Raw genomic sequence first — 16,085 nt, 5'->3', positions numbered from 1 at the left:
GATTTTCTCATTCACGGTCCAGGTGGTGGTGTCTATTTCTCGTGGCACAGACATTCCTGTCTGGGCGGCGCGAGAAGACTGCACAGACAGGAATGTCTGTGCCACAAAGACAAACAAATCAGGCATCAGTAACCGGATCGCGTATCAGAACATGTGGCGAAATGTCCCCGCTCGGCGGCGTTGCCAGCCCGAGGCGAGGGCACTGTGGCACTCAATCATGACGGAGAGGCCAAGACCATTTTGACAGGATCGACAGGGCAAACAGTATTTCAAATCGGTCTGTCTTCACTCTGTCAAAATCGGTCTTCATAAGCGCGCGGCCAGCGTGGGCCGAAGCGAAGCCGCGACCAGCCGCCCACTCCGCCACCGTGTCGAGCGCGCAGGCCGTTCCCCAACCTATTGCAAGCGCGTTACCGGCACGTGGGCCGGGTTCAAGTACCCAAGCCGCACCGCCGGCGCCACCAACTGTTGGTGGCGCCGGCGGTGCGGCTTGCGACGCGACGACCGTAAATGAAAAAGCCCCGCCCGGGTGAGGGAGCCCGGGCGGGGGTGACTCAACCGGGCGAACGGGGTGCCCGGTCAGTCGTGCTCGCGGGGACGACTTAGTGGCAGCAGGCAGCCGCCGCGCCGGTCGCGGCCGGGGCCGCGCACCCGCCGCAGTCGGCGATCGGGGCGCACTCGTTCTTCTTGCACAGCTTCCCCTTCAGGCCGCCGAGCTTGCCCTTCAGGCGGTCCAGCACGCTGGCCTTGGCCGCGGTGCTGCACGCCGGGGCGCACGCGTCGCCGCAGGCCGGGGCGCACGGGGCGGCAACCACCACGTCCTTCTCAACTTCCTTGGCCACCATCTTGCAGACCTTGACCTTCTCTTGCACCGGCTCGCACACCGTCACCTGGCGGGTCGCGGTGTACGGCACGCACTTCTTCACGTTCACGGTCTTGGTCACGGTCTCGACGGTCGGCACGCACTTGGTCTTGCAGACGGTCGTCGGCACCATCTTGGTGACGCACTCGTAGGCGGTCACGGTCTTCTGGGTCGGCACGCACTCGTACACGCAGACGGTCTTCTGGACCGGGCGGCACTCGTAGGTGCAGACGGTCTTGCAGACCGGCACGCACTCGGCGACCTTCTTGCACACCGTCACCGGCTCGCACACCGTCTCACGGACCTTCTCGGTCTTGCAGCCGCTCACGGTGCGGGGGCACGGGTCGTAGCACGGGTCGCAGATCTTCTTGAGGCGGTCGCCGATGGTCGGCCCGAGCTCCTTGCAGTACGGCACCTGCACCTTGTGCGTCACCGTCTTGCTCTTCATCTCGGTGACCATCACCGTCTTCCACTGCGTCTCGTTCACCGTGATGGTCTTGGTGACCGGGACGCGCTCGTTCACGGTGATCGTCTTCTGCACCGGGACGCGCTCGTTCACGGTGATCGTCTTCTGCACCGGGACGCGCTCGGTGACGCACCGGTTCTCGACCACGTTCTCGGTGACCAGCTTGTTGACGGTCACCTGGCAGGTGATCGTCTCCGGGACGCACTCCCACTTGTGCGCCGTGTAAGTCTCGGTCTTGGTGACCGGCTTCATCACGGTGACCGTCTCTTCGACGTACGTGGGGACCCACTCGGTGACCTTGACCTTTTGGGTGGTCGTAGCGGGGGCCGCCGGGCCGCCGCAGCCCGGGGCCGCGCACGGATCGGCCGCAGCCGTCGCGCACGGGTCGCAGGCGTCTTTCTTCTTGCCGAACAGTTTGCCGCCGAACGCGTGCGCGTCACCGACGACAAGGCCGATCAGGGCCGCACAGGTGGCGGTCATGACCCACGCCTTCAAACGCAGAACGCTCATGGTGACCCTCTCTCGAACTCCGGGTTTCAGCCCACCGCTGCCGCCGTCACGACCATCCATTCGTCGCGGGTTCCGGCCGCTGCTCTCAGTGTGCCTGCGGTAGATATGACAGCGCCCCGCAACTTGGGAAAGCAAACCAAGCTCGGTAAGGCACGAAAACCCGTTAATTTGCGTGGCGATCTGCGGGCTAGCGAAAGAGGTGCAGTTGTGCCGACTCTGCGAGTCCGAGAAAGGCGCCTGATGGCACGGATTTGAGATAGACATCACCGCTCGACGAGCCGTCAACAATCGGCACGATCCGCACAACCCGAGTGCGGCCGTTTCGACCCAAATTCGCCAGGATTCGCGACCGGAAGGGACGCCGCGAGCCGAAAAGTTCGCGGTCCGGGACGCGGCGCCGAATGTGTCGCGACGGGCGGCTCGTGCGCGCACCGATCAGTGAGACCGGGTTGTGCCGATTTTCCGCTCGTCGACGCGGACCGGCGGGCGGCGCGACGCTCCGGGTCAGCAGCGGGTGTGACCCGCTGGCGTGGGCTCATGACCGCGCCAATGGAGCGGCGCCAGCGAAAGAGGAACGGGCCGCCGCGCAACTCGTGGCAACTCGTGAAACTTGCTACTTGGCCCGGACCGACACGTGGGTTAGCATCGCGGGTTCTCCCTCCTTGGCGTGAATAAGGTCTTTCGATGCCTCTCGCCTACGTTCAGAACCTGGACCCGCTCGGGTTCAAGGTCCTCTCGACTGTTGTCGCCGCGTTGCCGGTGCTGGCGCTCTTTTACCTGCTCGTGGCCCGGCGGTGGCTCGCGAGCTGGGCCGGCGCCGCGGGGGCCGTCTTCGCGATCCTGCTCGCCTGGCTCGTTTACCGGATGCCGCTCGGCATGGCGGGCGCGTCGTTCGTGTACGGAGCCGCGTTCGGGCTGCTGCCGATCGGCTGGACCGTGTTCGCCGCGATGCTGCTGTACAACGTGACCGTTGAAACGGGGCAGTTCACCGTCATCCGCCGCTCGATCGGCGGGCTCAGCCAGGACGCACGCGTTCAAGCGGTGCTCATCGGGTTCGCCTTCGGCGCGTTCATGGAAGGGGCCGCGGGCGCGGGGTCACCGGTCGCGATTTGCGGGGCGATGCTGGTGGGGCTCGGCGTGCCGCCGTTCCGCGCCGCGGTGATCTGCCTGATCGCGAACACGTCGCCGGTGTGCTACGGCGGGCTGGGCGTGCCGATTATGACGCTCGAAACGTCCAGCGGCGTGTCCGCGGACAAGATCAGCATCATGTGCGGGCACCAGTTGCCGCTGCTGTCGTGCCTGATCCCGTTCTACATGGTGAAGTGCATGTGTACGTGGCGACAAACGCTCGCCATCTGGCCGGCGCTCGCGGTCGGCGGCGGCTCGTTCGCTGCGTTCCAGTTCTTCTTCTCCACCGCACACGCCTACGGCCTGCCCCCGATTTGGCAGCTCACCGACATCGGCGGCGGACTGTTCTCGCTGCTCACGCTGGCGCTGTTCCTGAAGTTCGTGTGGAGGCCGCGCGACGAGTGGCGATTCCCGGAAGAAACGCCCCCTCCCACGCCCGCCGCACAAAAGCCGCACGACCCGCAAGCCGAGCACGCGAAGGAAGAGGTTGCGGCCCTGCTCGGCGCGCCAAAAACGCCCGAAGCGGAGAAGCCGCTCACGGCCGGGCTGGTCGCGTGGGCGTGGATGCCGTGGCTCCTGATGGCCCTGTGCCTCGTCGTGAGCGGGTACATCAAACACCTGGAAAAGCAAAAGGGGGCAGCACTCGACCTGGGCGGCATTCAGAGCTACTACGATGTCGAAATACCCGGGCTGCACAAGCAGGTCGAGCGGGCGAAAGAGCTCATCCCGCCGGGCACGCCGGACGAGAAGAAGCTCGAAGCCGCGGTGTTTAAGTTCACCTGGCTGACGGCCCCAGGCACGCCCGTGCTGACGGCCGCGCTGCTCTCAATGCTGTTGCTGAAAATGTCGGGATTCCAAGTCGTTGCGGTGTTCCGCAAGACGGTCCACCAGATGCGCATCCCGATCCCGACCATCGCGTTCATGCTCGGGCTGAGTTACGTAACCAAGTACGCCGGAATGGACGCGACACTCGGCGTGGCGTTCGCGGCGACGGGCGTGTTGTACCCGTTCTTCGCGGCGATGCTCGGCTGGCTCGGCGTGTTCCTCACCGGCACCGACGCCGGCAGCAATGCGCTGTTCGGGGGCCTTCAGAAGATCACGGCGACCGAGGTGTGGACCGCACACGCGAGCGGCGCAATGAGCAACTTGACGCTGGAACAGGCTCAAACGCTGATCTGCACCGCCAACAGTACCGGCGGGGTGATGGGCAAGATGATCGACGCGCAAAGCATCTGCGTCGCGACCGCGGGCACGAACCAGGTGGGCAAGGAGGCCGACCTCTTCAAGGCCGTCATCTGGCACAGCATCCTGCTGGCCAGCATCGTCGGGTTGCTCACGGCGCTGCAAGCGTTCCTGCCGCCGTTCACGCTGATGGTGCCGAAGTAGCGAGCCCGCCCGCGAACCGGTTCAGCGCGGCGCGCTGGGCGCGGTTCAGTCGAACCGCGGGGCGCAACCCGCGAAGGTAAGCAACAGCCTCCTTCGCGCTCATCACCGTTCCGGTCGCCAGCAGGTATGCCGCGACCACCAGCGCGCTGCGCCCGTGCCCGAGGGCGCAGTGAACGTACACCGGGCCGTGCGCCGCGCGGTCCTTGACCCAGCCGACCGCCTCGCGCAACAGGTCCTGAGTCGGCGCGGTCGCGTCGAGGAGAGGTAGCGAACGGTAGTGGGGCACGGCGCGAAGGAAAGGCGGATCGGTCAGCTCGCCCGCCAAATCGAGCACCGCGGGCCACAGCTCGATTCGTCGCGCTTCAGCCTCGGTAAGCCGGCGGCCAAGAAACACGTTGGGCGCGATCTGAACGAACGCGCGTTCACGCGCGCCCCAAACCGCGAGCCGATAGGACAGCGCCGTGAGCGCGATATACGGCCCGTGAATCACCCACGCCCAAACGAACCGCCGACCGTCCGCCGACCGTCCGCCCGCTTGCCCAGGAGCCGCGGGCCGGTGCCGAAGTACGCGACCGCGACGATCACGAACGACACCGCCGAGGCACCGCCCGCCAGAGTCGCGGGCCACGGTGCGGCAACGGCTACTGTGGCCGCACCGGCCGCGAGTACCACGAATACGAGGCCGTAGCCCACCGACATCACTTCGTGCCCTTGAACGCTTCAAACGCCTCCGCAACCTTACCGGTCTTCACGTCGCCGGTGTGCGCGTACACCGCGTACTTCAGTTTCATCTCACCGCCCTTGTCCAGTTTCAGCAGCGGGCCGGCGCCGTCCTTTTGCGACGGGAACCCGCTGTGCGCGCGGGCGAACGGGTTCGCCGCGTTCAGTCCGTAAGCGCGCACGTGCCAGTTCGATTTCGGGTTGCTCGGATGGTCGAACACCGCGACCCCGACCTCCTTACCGTCGAGCTTGCCCGAGTAGTCGATCCACTGCGCCGGGTGCCCCCAGATCGACATGTTGTCTTTGACCGGTGGTGTGACCACTTTACCCTCGGCAGTGGTCACGACCGCCCCGGTCTTTTCGGTCGGCCGCAGCCCGTCGTGAACCCGGATGCCGAACGAGCCCTCCTTGGTGTCGCCGAACGTGATCGGGCACACGGTGGCCTTCAGTGTGATGTCGAACGCGAACGTCCGGCCCTCGGTGCCGTCAACGAAATGGATGACGCGAACCTCGTCCATGATCTTCACGCCGTCCGGGGTGAACCATTCGTTGTGCGTCTCGACGCTCGCGTGGTTCTTCGCGTGCGGCTTCGGCTCCCCAACCTTCACGCACTTGATCTTCCCGTGCCGCGGGCCGTCCTTGTCCCTCGCCTCGCTCCAAAAGTCCACGCCCTTGTCGGCCTTGTTCACGGACTTGACCTTCAGTGCGATCCCCTCCGGAATCACGTCGCCGTGGCAAAACCACACGGACTTCTGGTGAACGTGGTCGGAAGTCGCCTCGCCCGGCAGCCCCTTCTCGACGGGCCACGCCCGGGTCACCCCCACGCCGTTGGGCGCCAGCACCGGGTACAGGTACGGTTTCGCGACCGACTCCGCGGTGGCATACCGGGCCACGACCTGCGTGCCGGCTTTGAACTCGATGTCGCTCTTGCCGACGGTGACGGAAACGTCGGCGGCGCGTGTAGCCGCCGGCAGTACGAGCAGGACGAACAGCGGCAGCGTGCGGCGCATGGCTCACTCCGGAGAGGGGTAGAACGATGGATGTAGTGTCGGCCGGCGCCGCGCGCGTGTCAACCGCCATCAGCCCGGTCCCGCGCGCCGCGCAGCGGAACCACCCCCGACCGGTTAAAATGCCGCCATGAGCAAGAAGAAAAAGGTGCGCGTTGAGCTCCGGAAGAACCGCGAAAAGCCGCCGCGCGAGAACGACATCACCCGCGACTTCAAGGAGGGCGACGGCCGCGCGGACGACGCCCACACCAACGAGCGGGTGCGCGCGAAGGGGGCGCTTTCGCGGTACCGCACCGTCGTTCAAGATGAAGCCGCGGACGGCACCGCCATGCCCGCGGTCAGCGCGGGCGAGTGCCTGCGCGGGCGCGTGCTGCGGGTCCACGGGCTCGCGTCGGTCGTCGAAACCGACGACGGCCGCGTCTTCCGCTGCGCCGTGCGCCGGCTGCTCAAAAGCCTCGCGACCGACGAGCGCAGCGTCGTAACCACCGGGGACGTGGTGTGGGTCCGGCCCGCGGGCACGGGCACCAGCGGCCGGGCTCCCGCGGTCGACCCGGCCGGCGACGCCGGAAGCGGCGAGACGGACGACGAAGCGCCCCAGCCGCCAACGAGCGACGGCCTGTCGGCCACCCAGGAAGGCATGATCGAGCGCGTCGAGCCGCGGCACGGGGTGCTCACCCGCGCCAGCCGGCGCCGCGAGCACGTGCTCGTCGCGAACGTCGATCAGCTCGTCATCGTGATGTCGCTGGTCGAGCCGAGCCTGAAGCCGCACCTGATCGATCGTTACCTCGCCGCGGCCCAGCAGGGCGGGCTAAAGCCGGTGCTGTGCCTCAATAAGGCCGACCTGCTCACCGACCCCACCGAACTTCAACCGCTCATCGGGCTGTACGCGCAGATGGGCGTGCCGGTCTATCTGTGCAGCGCCCGCACCGGCTACGGCATTCCCCGGTTGCAGGAGCAGTTGCGCGGCCGCTCGACCGTGTTCTCCGGGCAATCGGGCGTGGGCAAGTCGTCGCTCCTGAACGCGGTGCAACCGGATTTAGCGCTGGCGGTCAAATCGGTCAGCGAGGTCAACCAGAAGGGGCGCCACACCACCACTTATTCGCAGCTCATCAAGCTCGACTTCGGCGGGTGGGTGGTGGACACGCCCGGCGTGCGACAGCTCCAGCTCTGGGACGCCCGGCCGGAAGAAATGGAAGGGTACTTTCCCGAGTTCCGCCCCTTCGTACCGCTATGCGGGTTTCCGGACTGCACCCACACTCACGAGCTGAGCTGCGCGGTCAAGGACGCCGTGGCCCGGCGGCTCATCACGACGCGCCGGTATCACAGCTACTTGGGCTTGTTCCACGGCAATGCGGACGAGTAGGTGCGGGCCGCGCAACCGCGTTCAGCGGCACAGCCGGCCCGCGAGGTGACTTTGCCGGTCAAGAAGGCGGATCCGTTTGCGTAAAGCGGGTCATCCAGATCTGCCGAAGCAAGCTAGGAGACCTGGCGCCGTTCAGCGAACCCTTTAAGCTCGTTTGACTCCTGTGGCGCCGGGGATCGCAGGAGAAACAACTGATGACCCGCTCCGTCCGCATACTGGCGTTCCTGCTCGTCACCACCCTCGGCGCCTACGGGTGCATGAAAGCGCCGAGTACCCCGAGCACGGCCGCAATCCAGAACACGAAACTCGAAAAGCTGGAAGAGGAGTACCGCAGCGCGATCACCACACGCGAGCAACTGCGGCAAAAGCTGCTCGCGGCCGAACAGGACGCGGCCGCACAAAAGAAGGCGCTGGCAGAGGCCAACTCGGCAGCAGCCGCCGAGCGCGACGCACTCAAGGCAGAAGTGAAAGCCCGTACTGGCGAGCGGGACGCCCTTCAGGGGCAGTACGACACGTTCCGCAAAACGCTTCGCGACATGATCGGCACAGCGGACACCGCGGTGATTAAGCTGAACCTGCCGGCCCACACCGAGTCTGCGGCCAGGAGCCTCAGCGACCGAAACTGATTGCCACCTCGATCAACGTAAAACCGCCCCGTTGCGGTCGCGGTTCCGCATTTCGGAGCCGCGACCGCAACGGGGCGGCGTGCTTTTTACTTGGCAGGGTCTTTGCCGTTCAGCCACGGCCCGGCCAGCGACTGGTACGACGGCGGTTGTACGACGCCACCGTCACCGCCGCTCCAACCGAAGATCTGATTCGGCTTCGCACGCTGGCGGCTCCGCTGCTCTCCGCGCTCGGCCCAACTCGGACCGGCAGGCACGATCTGCCGCTTCTCGTTGTCCCAGAACAGGGCCGAACCCGTCCGGTAGCTCTCCACCGCCATCGCCGCAGTCGTGACCGCAACCGCACCCAGATCCGGCGGGCAGAAGGTGCTTTGCCGCCGCGCCTGAACGCACTCCAAGAAGTTGACCCACATCGCTTCGGTGTCGTTGCGCGGCGGCTCGACGGCCACAAACGACGACGGTTCCGGCGCCGATTCCATCCGGGGCGGGAAGCTGGCGCCGCGGGTCGGGTCGTCGCGGAACACCTGGAACCCGCCCTTCACGAACTTGATCGCCCCTAGCCGCCCGCGGATCACGTCCTCCGTCGGGTAACCGCTCAGGGTGGTGGCGGTCGCCACGAGTTGGCAGCCTTCGTCGTAGTCGGCAACGACGGTGCTCACGTCGGGCACGTCGCGCCCGTCGGTTTCGAGGTACAGCCCGCCGCCCGCGACCACCCGCGTCGGGAACCGCACGCCCATCGCGGCGGTCATGCGCGTGAGGTAATGCGAGAGCATGTCGGTGAACGGGCCGCCCGAAAACGGCCACTGGCACCGCCACTGGGCGAACGTGGCGCGGTCGAACGGTTGCTCCCGCGGGGTCGGGCCGACCCGCCGCCCGGCGCACTCGAACTGGTGCCCGAGAAACAGATCCCAATCCACGGTCTTGGGAGTCATCTGCTGCGCGAGCCGATAGAACCGCCACTGACCGCGCACGTCGTTGCGGAAAAACCCTGTTTGCGCGTGCGCCACGTGCCCGATCGCGCCCGTCCGGATCGCGTCGAACGCCCGCACCCACACCCCATCGGCCATCGACTGCACGCCCACGGTCACCACCCGCCCGGTGTGGCGCCACGCGTCCACCACCGCGACCGCTTCCTCGGCGGTGCGCGTCATGGGCCTCTCGACGTACACGTCCTTGCCGGCGGAAAGCGCGTCGAGCGTCATGCGCCCGTGCCAGTGGTCCGGGGTGGTGATGCACACCGCGTCCACGTCGGCGCGGTCCAGGACGACCCGGTAGTCTTTCGTGACGTGCGACCGGTCGGCGCGATCGAGACCGCACTTCCGGGCGGACGGGTAGAGCCCCTGCGCGTACCGGCGCCGGGTGGCTTTCCCGCCGAAGTGAACCTCGTACTCGTCCTCCAGCCCGTCCCACACGTCGCACACCGCGACCGCCTGAACGGGCTTCCCCTCGGCCGCGAACTTGTTCACGAGGTCGATGTGCGCTTGCGCGCGCCCGCCGCACCCCAGGAATCCGACCCGGACGCGCGCGTTGCTCCCCGCGACGTTCGCGTAACTCGCCGCCGACAGCGACAGCGCGGCGGCCGAACCGAAGAACTTGCGGCGGTCGAGTGGGGTCGGCATGGCTTCGCTCTTCACCGTTGCGGCTTTTCGGCGGGGCCGAGGGCCGTCATTTCGACGTTCCGGGAGCGTGAATCGTTCCCGTTATGATATCCGATCGGCCGCCCCGTCCGTATCATTCATCTAGTTTGCGCCGCTTTACCTCTAGAGAGACGAATAGCAGCACATGCACGCGAAACTGGCTCTGGCGGACGGAACCGTGTTCACCGGTCGTGGGTTCGGCGCGACCGGCGAGACCCTCGGCGAGGTGGTGTTCAACACCTCTATGGCGGGCTACCAAGAGGTCCTCACCGACCCGTCGTACACCGGACAGATCGTCACGATGACGTACCCGCTCATCGGGAACTACGGCACCACCGCCGACGACGAGGAGTCGAACGCGGTTCGCGTGGCAGGGTTCATCGTCCGCGAGCTGACCCGCGTGCCAAGCAACTTCCGCTCCGACCGCGACCTGGACAGCTACCTCAAGGCCAGCAACGTCGTCGGCATTGAGGGCATCGACACGCGGGCGCTCGTGCGCCGGCTCCGCGTCCGCGGGTCGATGAACGGCATCCTGTCCACGGCAGACCTCGACGACGCCTCCCTGGTCGCGAAGGCCCGGGCCTTCCCCGGCATGGAAGGGCGGGATTTAGTTTCCGAAGTGGTGCCCAAGCAGTCGTTCAAGTGGGACAAGGGCTTCGGGACGCTAACGGACCACGTGCTCCCGCACCGCCCGGCCACCAAGAAGGTCGTGGCGATCGATTACGGGATGAAGTGGAACATCCTGCGCTGTCTCACACAGGTCGGGTGCGACGTGACCGTGGTCCCGGGAACCGCGAGCGCGGACGAGGTGCTCGCGCACAACCCGGACGGGATCTTCCTCTCCAACGGCCCCGGCGACCCCGCCGCGGTGGGCTACGCCATCGATACGGTCAAGCAACTCATTCCGAAGAAGCCCCTTTTCGGAATTTGCCTCGGGCACCAGCTCTTAGGGCTCGCTCTGGGCGCCAAGACCTTCAAGCTGAAGTTCGGTCACCGCGGGGCGAACCAGCCGGTGCGGAACGAACTCACGAAGCAGATCGAGATTACCACACAGAACCACGGGTTCGCAGTGGACCCCACCACGCTCCCGAAAGACGTGCAACCGACGCACATCAACCTGAACGATAACACCCTGGAAGGGCTGCGGCACACGACGCTGCCGGTGTTCAGCGTGCAGTATCACCCCGAGGCGGCAGCCGGACCGCACGATTCGAGCTACCTGTTCGAGGAGTTCCGCAAGCTCATGGGTTAGCCGGCGTGAACCGCCGGGACCGGGCGCGGTCGTGTGCCGCGCACCGGTTCCGGCACCCGGCCGCCATCCCGTTTCGGGCGCTTTCCGTTCAGCAGTACGCCGAGTCGCGTGTGCCGCACGCCCAACTCGTAGCTCGTCAGTGACACCGCGAGCGTGAGCACAACCACAAGCAAGAACTCGGCAACCACCGGCAACGTGGTCGGGGCGAACCACACCTGGAACGCCGCCTGCACCGGGAACCCAATGAGGTAGCACCAGTACGACGCGTCCGCCAAGTACGCCCACCGCGGCCCGCCCGCGGCGAAGTACCGCTGGAACAGCCCGATCAGCCCGCCGATCATCAGCCAGGTGTACAGCCCGCCGACGAAAATCGCGACCGCCTTCCACACGGCTAAGCGTGCCGGGTCGGTGTCGCGTTCTTCTTCCGCCCAGTTACCTGTAACGGTCAGTTTCAGCATCAGCGGGAGCACCACGACGTTCGCGACAGCGAGCCGAACCGCCCACCGCCGACCGACGGTCGCGAGCGTGTCCCGGTGCCGGTAAAGAAGTGCCCCGACGGAAAAGAACCCGAGATAGTACGTCAGCACTGTAACGTCCGGTGCCCAGCCCTTTGGGGTGTCAATCCACCACGCCGGCATGTCCCACAGCACCGGAACCGCAATAGCGGCGACGGCAGGCACCTTCCACCGTGAAGCGAGTGCGCGCCGGGTGAGCGCATCAAAGGCGCGCACGATACCAACCGGAAGGCGCAACACGACGGACCGGATGGCGACCCAGACCGCACAACACATCAACAAGTAGTACAGAAACCACAAATGGAAGTTCGGGCCGACCCAGCCGCCGGCCCCGTCCGCGACCCACGTGGCCCCGCGGGTCGCGGTGTGTGCGGCAAAAATCAGGTGCAGCGCCGGGCACAGAATCAGCGCCGCGAGGGCCAGTGGCAAAGCAAGTCGCGCGAGCCGGTTGCGGACCAGTTCACCGGCCCCGCGCCGGGACGCCAGCGCGCATGCCCCGAACCCGGCCAACAAGAAAAACAGTTGCATGCGAAAGTCGTGGACCGCGAAAAAGCACACGTCGGCGGCGGCGTGCCGGGTGTGATCGCGCACCGGGAACCCGACCAGACCGGTCGCGGTGTACGGCAGCACGCCATGTGTCACCAGTCCGAGGAACATGGCGACGACGCGCAGGTTGTCGAGGGCGGCAACCCGAGGCGAAAAGGTGTTCGGTTCGGCCATCATCCGTGCCGTTTCCGGGCGAAATCCTTTCACCGGAGGCGAGGTGCTGGGCGCGGGGCGGGGAATGGTACCGTCAGCGTCAAGTCCGTTGCAACCCCATCTTGCCGACTGCCGACGCATTGCCGTTGCGGCCCCGGCGGCGAGCGGCTATGGCCCTGCACTCCGACGAACTCGGACGGGGGCGTGACGGACCGCGCCGCCCGTCGTTCGCTCTCACGGGTGACAACGGATGTTGCGGCGCGTTTTGCTGGGCTGTGTGTGCGTGGTGTCAGCGGTCGGCGCGGTGTCGGCAGCCCCGCCGGGGTTGCAGCCGCGCCCACACGTCGAGGGGCGCGAAATCGACCCGGTGACCCGAGACCACTTCCTCCCCGAATCCCCTGCGGTCGTGAGCGAGCCGCCCGCGTTGCCGGCGCAGCCCCGCGCCGAAGGCGACGCATTTTGGGTGCTACTGTTCGGCGCGCATGAAGCGGTGCTGAACAAGTTCACGATGCCGCTGGGCACCGCGCGATTCGGTGACATGTAAGACCGCAGCCGGCACCGGACGCCTCGGATTGTGGCGCCCGGTGCCCGCACTATTCCAGCGTTTCCGGCACCGGGAACCGCGCATCTTTCGGCCGGCGCACGTTCAACCACTTCGCAAAAATGCTCGCCATTGCTTGCGGCGTGGTCGGTTCCGTGCGAACCCCGCCGCGAATCCCCGGACCGTACACCAGCAGCGGCGCGTGCGTGTCGTAATTGAACGGCGAACCGTGCGTTGTGCCTGTCGGGGTACTCCCGGGTAGCGCGTACGGCACCAGCACAATCGCCAAATCACCGCAGCGCGATGGATAAAACGACCGCTTCATGCGGGTCGCGATCACGTCCGACTCCGGGACCGTGCCCGACAGTTCTTCGGCGGTCAGGGTGCGCAACACGTGCTTGTGCCCTTGAAGTGCCTTCGCGACCTCGGCCACGACCTCGGACTTCGGGCGCCCGCTCGCCTTAACGACCCGCTCGTTCAGGTGGACCCACGGGAACTGGATCGACTCCACCCACCGCGCGTCCTTGTCAGACGCCGAGACCGGCACAGGGTACTTTTTCGACAGGTGCGCGTTAACCAGCTTCGTAAGCTCCGTGGTGCTCACCCGGGGGGCGCCGGTCCGCTCCGGGAGCGGGCAAACGCCGTGGTCCGCCGTGATCCCCATCAGGTACTGCCCCTTCCCGACCTCCGCATCCAGGAACTCGAGGAAGTCCGCCATCAGCGCGTCCGAGCGGAGCGTGACATCCATCACCTCCTGCGAGTCCGGCCCCCAGGTGTGCCCGATCAGGTCGTTCGACGAGAAGCTCACCACGAGCAGATCCGGGGTGTCGTCGGTGCCGAGCCCCTCGGCGCTGATGCAGGACTTCGCGAACTCCAGCAGCAGGTCGTTGCCGTAGGGCGAGTTGGCAAGCGCCTCATAGTACTTCGCCCCGAGCACCGGCCGGCCGCCGGTCGTCGGGTGCGGGAACGTGCCCCCTTGCCCGACCCCGACGCCCTCTCCGCGCACGTCGTCCGGGCCGCTCCAGCGCGCGTAATCGAGCGTCGGACGGGACCGCTCCCAGGGTCGCCCGAACCACTTGTCGGCGGTCTTCGATGCGTTGAAGTCCGCCACCCATTTGGGCACCCGATCGCCGTAATAGGTCGAGGTGCCGAACACCCCATAGAACCAGAACGCGCCGTCCGGCCGCTTGCCGGTCGGGAGGATCGCCGACCGGTCTTTGAGCGACAGCCCGAACACTTTCGCCTTCGGCCCGTGCGCCTGTTTCAGCACGTCCGCAACCGTTTCGCTCAGCAAGCGGTCGGGCGTGCCAACCGCCTTCGGCTTGGGTTTAGCAGGCGGGTTCTTCGGCTTCACGACCGGATCGGCCGGAAACTTCGGCGCTGGGGGCACGAGGTCGTACCGCTCGCTCCCGGCGCAGTACGCCTCCTGGCCGGCCTCAAGCCACTCGTTGCTGACGATGCCGTGGGTGTCGCCGCACGTCCCGGTCAGTATCGAGGCGTGGCCGGGGCCGGTCACCGTGACCCCATACGGATAATGGCAGCGGGTGAACCACGCCCCGTCGCGCTGGAGCCGGTTGAACCCGTTGGGACCGAACAACGGCCGCCAGCGCTCGAGAAAGTCACCGCGCATCTGGTCGAACACGACCAGCACCGCGAGTTTCACCGGTCGCGCCGGCGGGGCGGCCGGTGCGGCACGATCGACCGGCTTCGGCGCGACCAGCCACCCGACACCGCTCACAACGGCGAACAGTCCGACCAACGAGCCGAGCGCGGAGAATGGGTTCATCGGCAGTGAATGGCAGAGGCTGGGGGTGGGTGCAGAAGGTGGTTGTATCGCCCTGCGCGGGACGTTGCGATTAGTAACATGTGAAAGATTCGTCACACCGGCGTGAAGAGAGCGGGAGCGGACGAACCGGTTCGTGAAAGCGGCGCGTGTCCCGAGGCCGGGCCGAACCGTTTCCCGCTACTCAGCGGCGGACACATCGGAGCCGGGCACGGCGAATTTCTTGGCGTACTGCTCAACGGCGCGCTCCTGGTCGAGCGTCTCCACCGACCCGGGGCGCAGCTCCCGCACCTTGCGCAGCGCGTCGCGCGCGGTCATCCCGGTGCTCACGAAGTACGCGGCCAGGACGGTCCCGGTGCGCCCGAGCCCGGCGGCACAGTGAATCGCCACCCCCATTTGCGAGTCGTGCGCCCGCTTCACGGTGGCCAGCACGTGGTCGAACTGGCGCTGGCTCGGAGGTTCCATGTCGGGAACCGGCACCGACACCGCCAGAAGTCCGGCGTCGTTGAGCCAGTTCCGCGGCAGCGGGTTCTCCGTGAGCGACACCAGTACGTCGATCCCGTGGCGGCGCAGCCAGAGCAAATCGTCCGCCGACCGCGGGCGGGCCAGTGCCGCGAGCCGCGGTTGGTCGATCCAGGAGAAGCCCGGCGGCATCGAATCACCCGAGCGGAATAGTAGGGTGGCCGGTGCCCGCCTCGGGCGCCGGTCTTCACACACGATACACAACCGCCGGCGCGCGGCCCACCCGATTCCGTGAGCGGCATGACGCAACCGGCGCTCGTCTTACCGCAAGGCTTTGTGTCCGTGAGCGGTGCGAAGCCGGTTGGCCTCCTGCCACACTTTCGGGTCGGTTTGCAGGAAGTCGATCAGGTTGCCGGTCGAAACGCCGAGCAGAGTTGCGGCGTCCGCGGCGCGGGCCTCGACCGCCGCAAACACGTCCAGCGCCACCCCGACCGCCAACCAGAACCGCGGGTTCTTCGCACTCAGGTTGAGCCGGCCGTCCGCGCTGCGTGCGTCGGTGTAGTCGGGGAGGGCCGCGATCTGTTCGGGCGTCGGTTCGGGCGGTAAGGGGTCGCGCAGCTCCAGAAACAGCGCGTGCCACAACCGTTTCAGGGCTTTAGCTTTGTTCTCGTGCTGCGACCGGCTCTCTTCGGCAATAACGATAAGCCCGGTCGGAGCGTGCCGTAACCGCACCGCGGAGCTGGTCTTGTTGCGCTTCTGGCCGCCCGGACCGCTCGCGCGGTAGGTGTCCACCTCGCACTGCCGCAGGAGCTGGTCCTCGGTGAGGTGCGCCCACGTCGCGCGCGGCAGGCCGTTTGTCGAAGGCGTCGGGTGTGACACAGCAAGCTCTCGCGGCGCGAACGGGCATTCGACGGACACCATCGGTCGGATCGCGGTTCGGCGGCACATACCCCCGTCTCGCCCGCGGAATTCGTGGGTGGCAACCACCCAGCGAGTTGGTAGTCGAACGGCAGCGGGTGTCCAGTCCGCGACCAGTCGCGATACCACCGGTGTGGCGCTGTAACCCCCGTTACAGCGCCACACGAGCCACCCAGCTCGCGACCGGCACTAAGCAGGCGACCGTAGTTGTGC

14 protein-coding genes are annotated in these 16,085 nt (G+C 66.8%); 5 read left to right on the top strand and 9 right to left on the bottom strand.

Annotation, left to right across the window (positions count from 1 at the left end):
• Positions 1 to 602 precede the first annotated feature (602 nt).
• Positions 603 to 1,838: a hypothetical protein gene (locus R5W23_RS02450; protein WP_320684953.1), complete on the bottom strand. Its 1,236-nt coding sequence runs from the start codon at positions 1,836 to 1,838 to the stop codon at positions 603 to 605.
• Positions 1,839 to 2,522: 684 nt separating this feature from the next.
• On the opposite strand from R5W23_RS02450, the gene R5W23_RS02445 reads away from it, so the two are divergent.
• Entirely contained in the window at positions 2,523 to 4,352 is a 1,830-nt protein-coding gene (locus R5W23_RS02445; protein ID WP_320684952.1) for an L-lactate permease, read from the top strand.
• On the opposite strand, the gene R5W23_RS02440 is transcribed toward R5W23_RS02445, so the two are convergent.
• The 3 genes from R5W23_RS02440 to R5W23_RS02430 are packed head-to-tail and all read right to left on the bottom strand — an operon-like array spanning position 4,330 to position 6,082.
• A complete protein-coding gene (locus tag R5W23_RS02440; protein WP_320684951.1) occupies positions 4,330 to 4,842 on the bottom strand; it encodes a dual specificity protein phosphatase family protein in 513 nt (170 codons plus the stop codon). The two genes, R5W23_RS02445 and R5W23_RS02440, sit on opposite strands and share 23 nt — an antisense overlap.
• Positions 4,839 to 5,051: a hypothetical protein gene (locus tag R5W23_RS02435; RefSeq protein WP_320684950.1), complete on the bottom strand. Its 213-nt coding sequence runs from the start codon at positions 5,049 to 5,051 to the stop codon at positions 4,839 to 4,841. Before R5W23_RS02435 ends, R5W23_RS02440 begins: the two co-directional genes overlap by 4 nt.
• Complete coding sequence (locus R5W23_RS02430; protein ID WP_320684949.1) at positions 5,051 to 6,082, bottom strand: DUF6807 domain-containing protein; 1,032 nt, start codon at positions 6,080 to 6,082, stop codon at positions 5,051 to 5,053. The genes R5W23_RS02435 and R5W23_RS02430 overlap by 1 nt, the downstream gene beginning before the upstream one ends.
• Before the next feature lie 127 nt (positions 6,083 to 6,209).
• On the opposite strand from R5W23_RS02430, the gene rsgA reads away from it, so the two are divergent.
• On the top strand, positions 6,210 to 7,442 hold the full coding sequence (rsgA, locus tag R5W23_RS02425; protein ID WP_320684948.1) for a ribosome small subunit-dependent GTPase A: 1,233 nt from the start codon (positions 6,210 to 6,212) through the stop codon (positions 7,440 to 7,442).
• Positions 7,443 to 7,636: 194 nt separating this feature from the next.
• Entirely contained in the window at positions 7,637 to 8,068 is a 432-nt protein-coding gene (locus tag R5W23_RS02420; protein WP_320684947.1) for a hypothetical protein, read from the top strand.
• An 86-nt stretch (positions 8,069 to 8,154) separates the two neighbouring features.
• On the opposite strand, the gene R5W23_RS02415 is transcribed toward R5W23_RS02420, so the two are convergent.
• Positions 8,155 to 9,684, bottom strand: coding sequence for a Gfo/Idh/MocA family protein (locus R5W23_RS02415; protein WP_320684946.1), 1,530 nt, complete (start codon positions 9,682 to 9,684; stop codon positions 8,155 to 8,157).
• Between the two features lie 163 nt (positions 9,685 to 9,847).
• Here R5W23_RS02415 and carA point away from each other — a divergent pair, with 163 nt between their 5' ends.
• Positions 9,848 to 10,954 (top strand): glutamine-hydrolyzing carbamoyl-phosphate synthase small subunit, encoded by a 1,107-nt coding sequence (gene carA / locus R5W23_RS02410; RefSeq protein WP_320684945.1) that lies wholly within the window; start codon positions 9,848 to 9,850, stop codon positions 10,952 to 10,954.
• Here carA and R5W23_RS02405 read toward each other — a convergent pair.
• Positions 10,951 to 12,192 (bottom strand): acyltransferase family protein, encoded by a 1,242-nt coding sequence (locus tag R5W23_RS02405; RefSeq protein ID WP_320684944.1) that lies wholly within the window; start codon positions 12,190 to 12,192, stop codon positions 10,951 to 10,953. The genes carA and R5W23_RS02405 overlap by 4 nt on opposite strands.
• A gap of 226 nt (positions 12,193 to 12,418) precedes the next feature.
• Between R5W23_RS02405 and R5W23_RS02400 the strand changes: the two genes are divergently transcribed.
• Positions 12,419 to 12,712, top strand: coding sequence for a hypothetical protein (locus R5W23_RS02400; RefSeq protein WP_320684943.1), 294 nt, complete (start codon positions 12,419 to 12,421; stop codon positions 12,710 to 12,712).
• Between the two features lie 49 nt (positions 12,713 to 12,761).
• Here the strand turns inward: R5W23_RS02400 and R5W23_RS02395 are convergent, their stop codons facing one another.
• The 3 genes from R5W23_RS02395 to R5W23_RS02385 form a co-directional block, all read right to left on the bottom strand.
• Positions 12,762 to 14,495, bottom strand: coding sequence for an alkaline phosphatase family protein (locus R5W23_RS02395; protein WP_320684942.1), 1,734 nt, complete (start codon positions 14,493 to 14,495; stop codon positions 12,762 to 12,764).
• A gap of 177 nt (positions 14,496 to 14,672) precedes the next feature.
• Positions 14,673 to 15,146, bottom strand: coding sequence for a dual specificity protein phosphatase 23 (locus R5W23_RS02390; RefSeq protein ID WP_320684941.1), 474 nt, complete (start codon positions 15,144 to 15,146; stop codon positions 14,673 to 14,675).
• Between the two features lie 129 nt (positions 15,147 to 15,275).
• A complete protein-coding gene (locus R5W23_RS02385; protein ID WP_010041412.1) occupies positions 15,276 to 15,833 on the bottom strand; it encodes a peptide chain release factor family protein in 558 nt (185 codons plus the stop codon).
• Between the last annotated feature and the right edge of the window lie 252 nt (positions 15,834 to 16,085).

Source organism: Gemmata algarum, from assembly GCF_034097035.1.
GTDB classification, from domain to species: domain Bacteria; phylum Planctomycetota; class Planctomycetia; order Gemmatales; family Gemmataceae; genus Gemmata; species Gemmata algarum.
This window is presented reverse-complemented; position numbering and strand designations above follow the sequence as displayed.

Bases quoted from the DNA above. Each gene is read 5' to 3' on its own strand.
- R5W23_RS02450 (WP_320684953.1), bottom strand. From the start codon at position 1,838: ATGAGCGTTCTGCGTTTGAAGGCGTGGGTCATGACCGCCACCTGTGCG.
- R5W23_RS02445 (WP_320684952.1), top strand. From the start codon at position 2,523: ATGCCTCTCGCCTACGTTCAGAACCTGGACCCGCTCGGGTTCAAGGTC.
- R5W23_RS02435 (WP_320684950.1), bottom strand. From the start codon at position 5,051: ATGTCGGTGGGCTACGGCCTCGTATTCGTGGTACTCGCGGCCGGTGCG.
- R5W23_RS02430 (WP_320684949.1), bottom strand. From the start codon at position 6,082: ATGCGCCGCACGCTGCCGCTGTTCGTCCTGCTCGTACTGCCGGCGGCT.
- rsgA (WP_320684948.1), top strand. From the start codon at position 6,210: ATGAGCAAGAAGAAAAAGGTGCGCGTTGAGCTCCGGAAGAACCGCGAA.
- R5W23_RS02420 (WP_320684947.1), top strand. From the start codon at position 7,637: ATGACCCGCTCCGTCCGCATACTGGCGTTCCTGCTCGTCACCACCCTC.
- R5W23_RS02415 (WP_320684946.1), bottom strand. From the start codon at position 9,684: ATGCCGACCCCACTCGACCGCCGCAAGTTCTTCGGTTCGGCCGCCGCG.
- carA (WP_320684945.1), top strand. From the start codon at position 9,848: ATGCACGCGAAACTGGCTCTGGCGGACGGAACCGTGTTCACCGGTCGT.
- R5W23_RS02405 (WP_320684944.1), bottom strand. From the start codon at position 12,192: ATGATGGCCGAACCGAACACCTTTTCGCCTCGGGTTGCCGCCCTCGAC.
- R5W23_RS02400 (WP_320684943.1), top strand. From the start codon at position 12,419: ATGTTGCGGCGCGTTTTGCTGGGCTGTGTGTGCGTGGTGTCAGCGGTC.
- R5W23_RS02395 (WP_320684942.1), bottom strand. From the start codon at position 14,495: ATGAACCCATTCTCCGCGCTCGGCTCGTTGGTCGGACTGTTCGCCGTT.
- R5W23_RS02390 (WP_320684941.1), bottom strand. From the start codon at position 15,146: ATGCCGCCGGGCTTCTCCTGGATCGACCAACCGCGGCTCGCGGCACTG.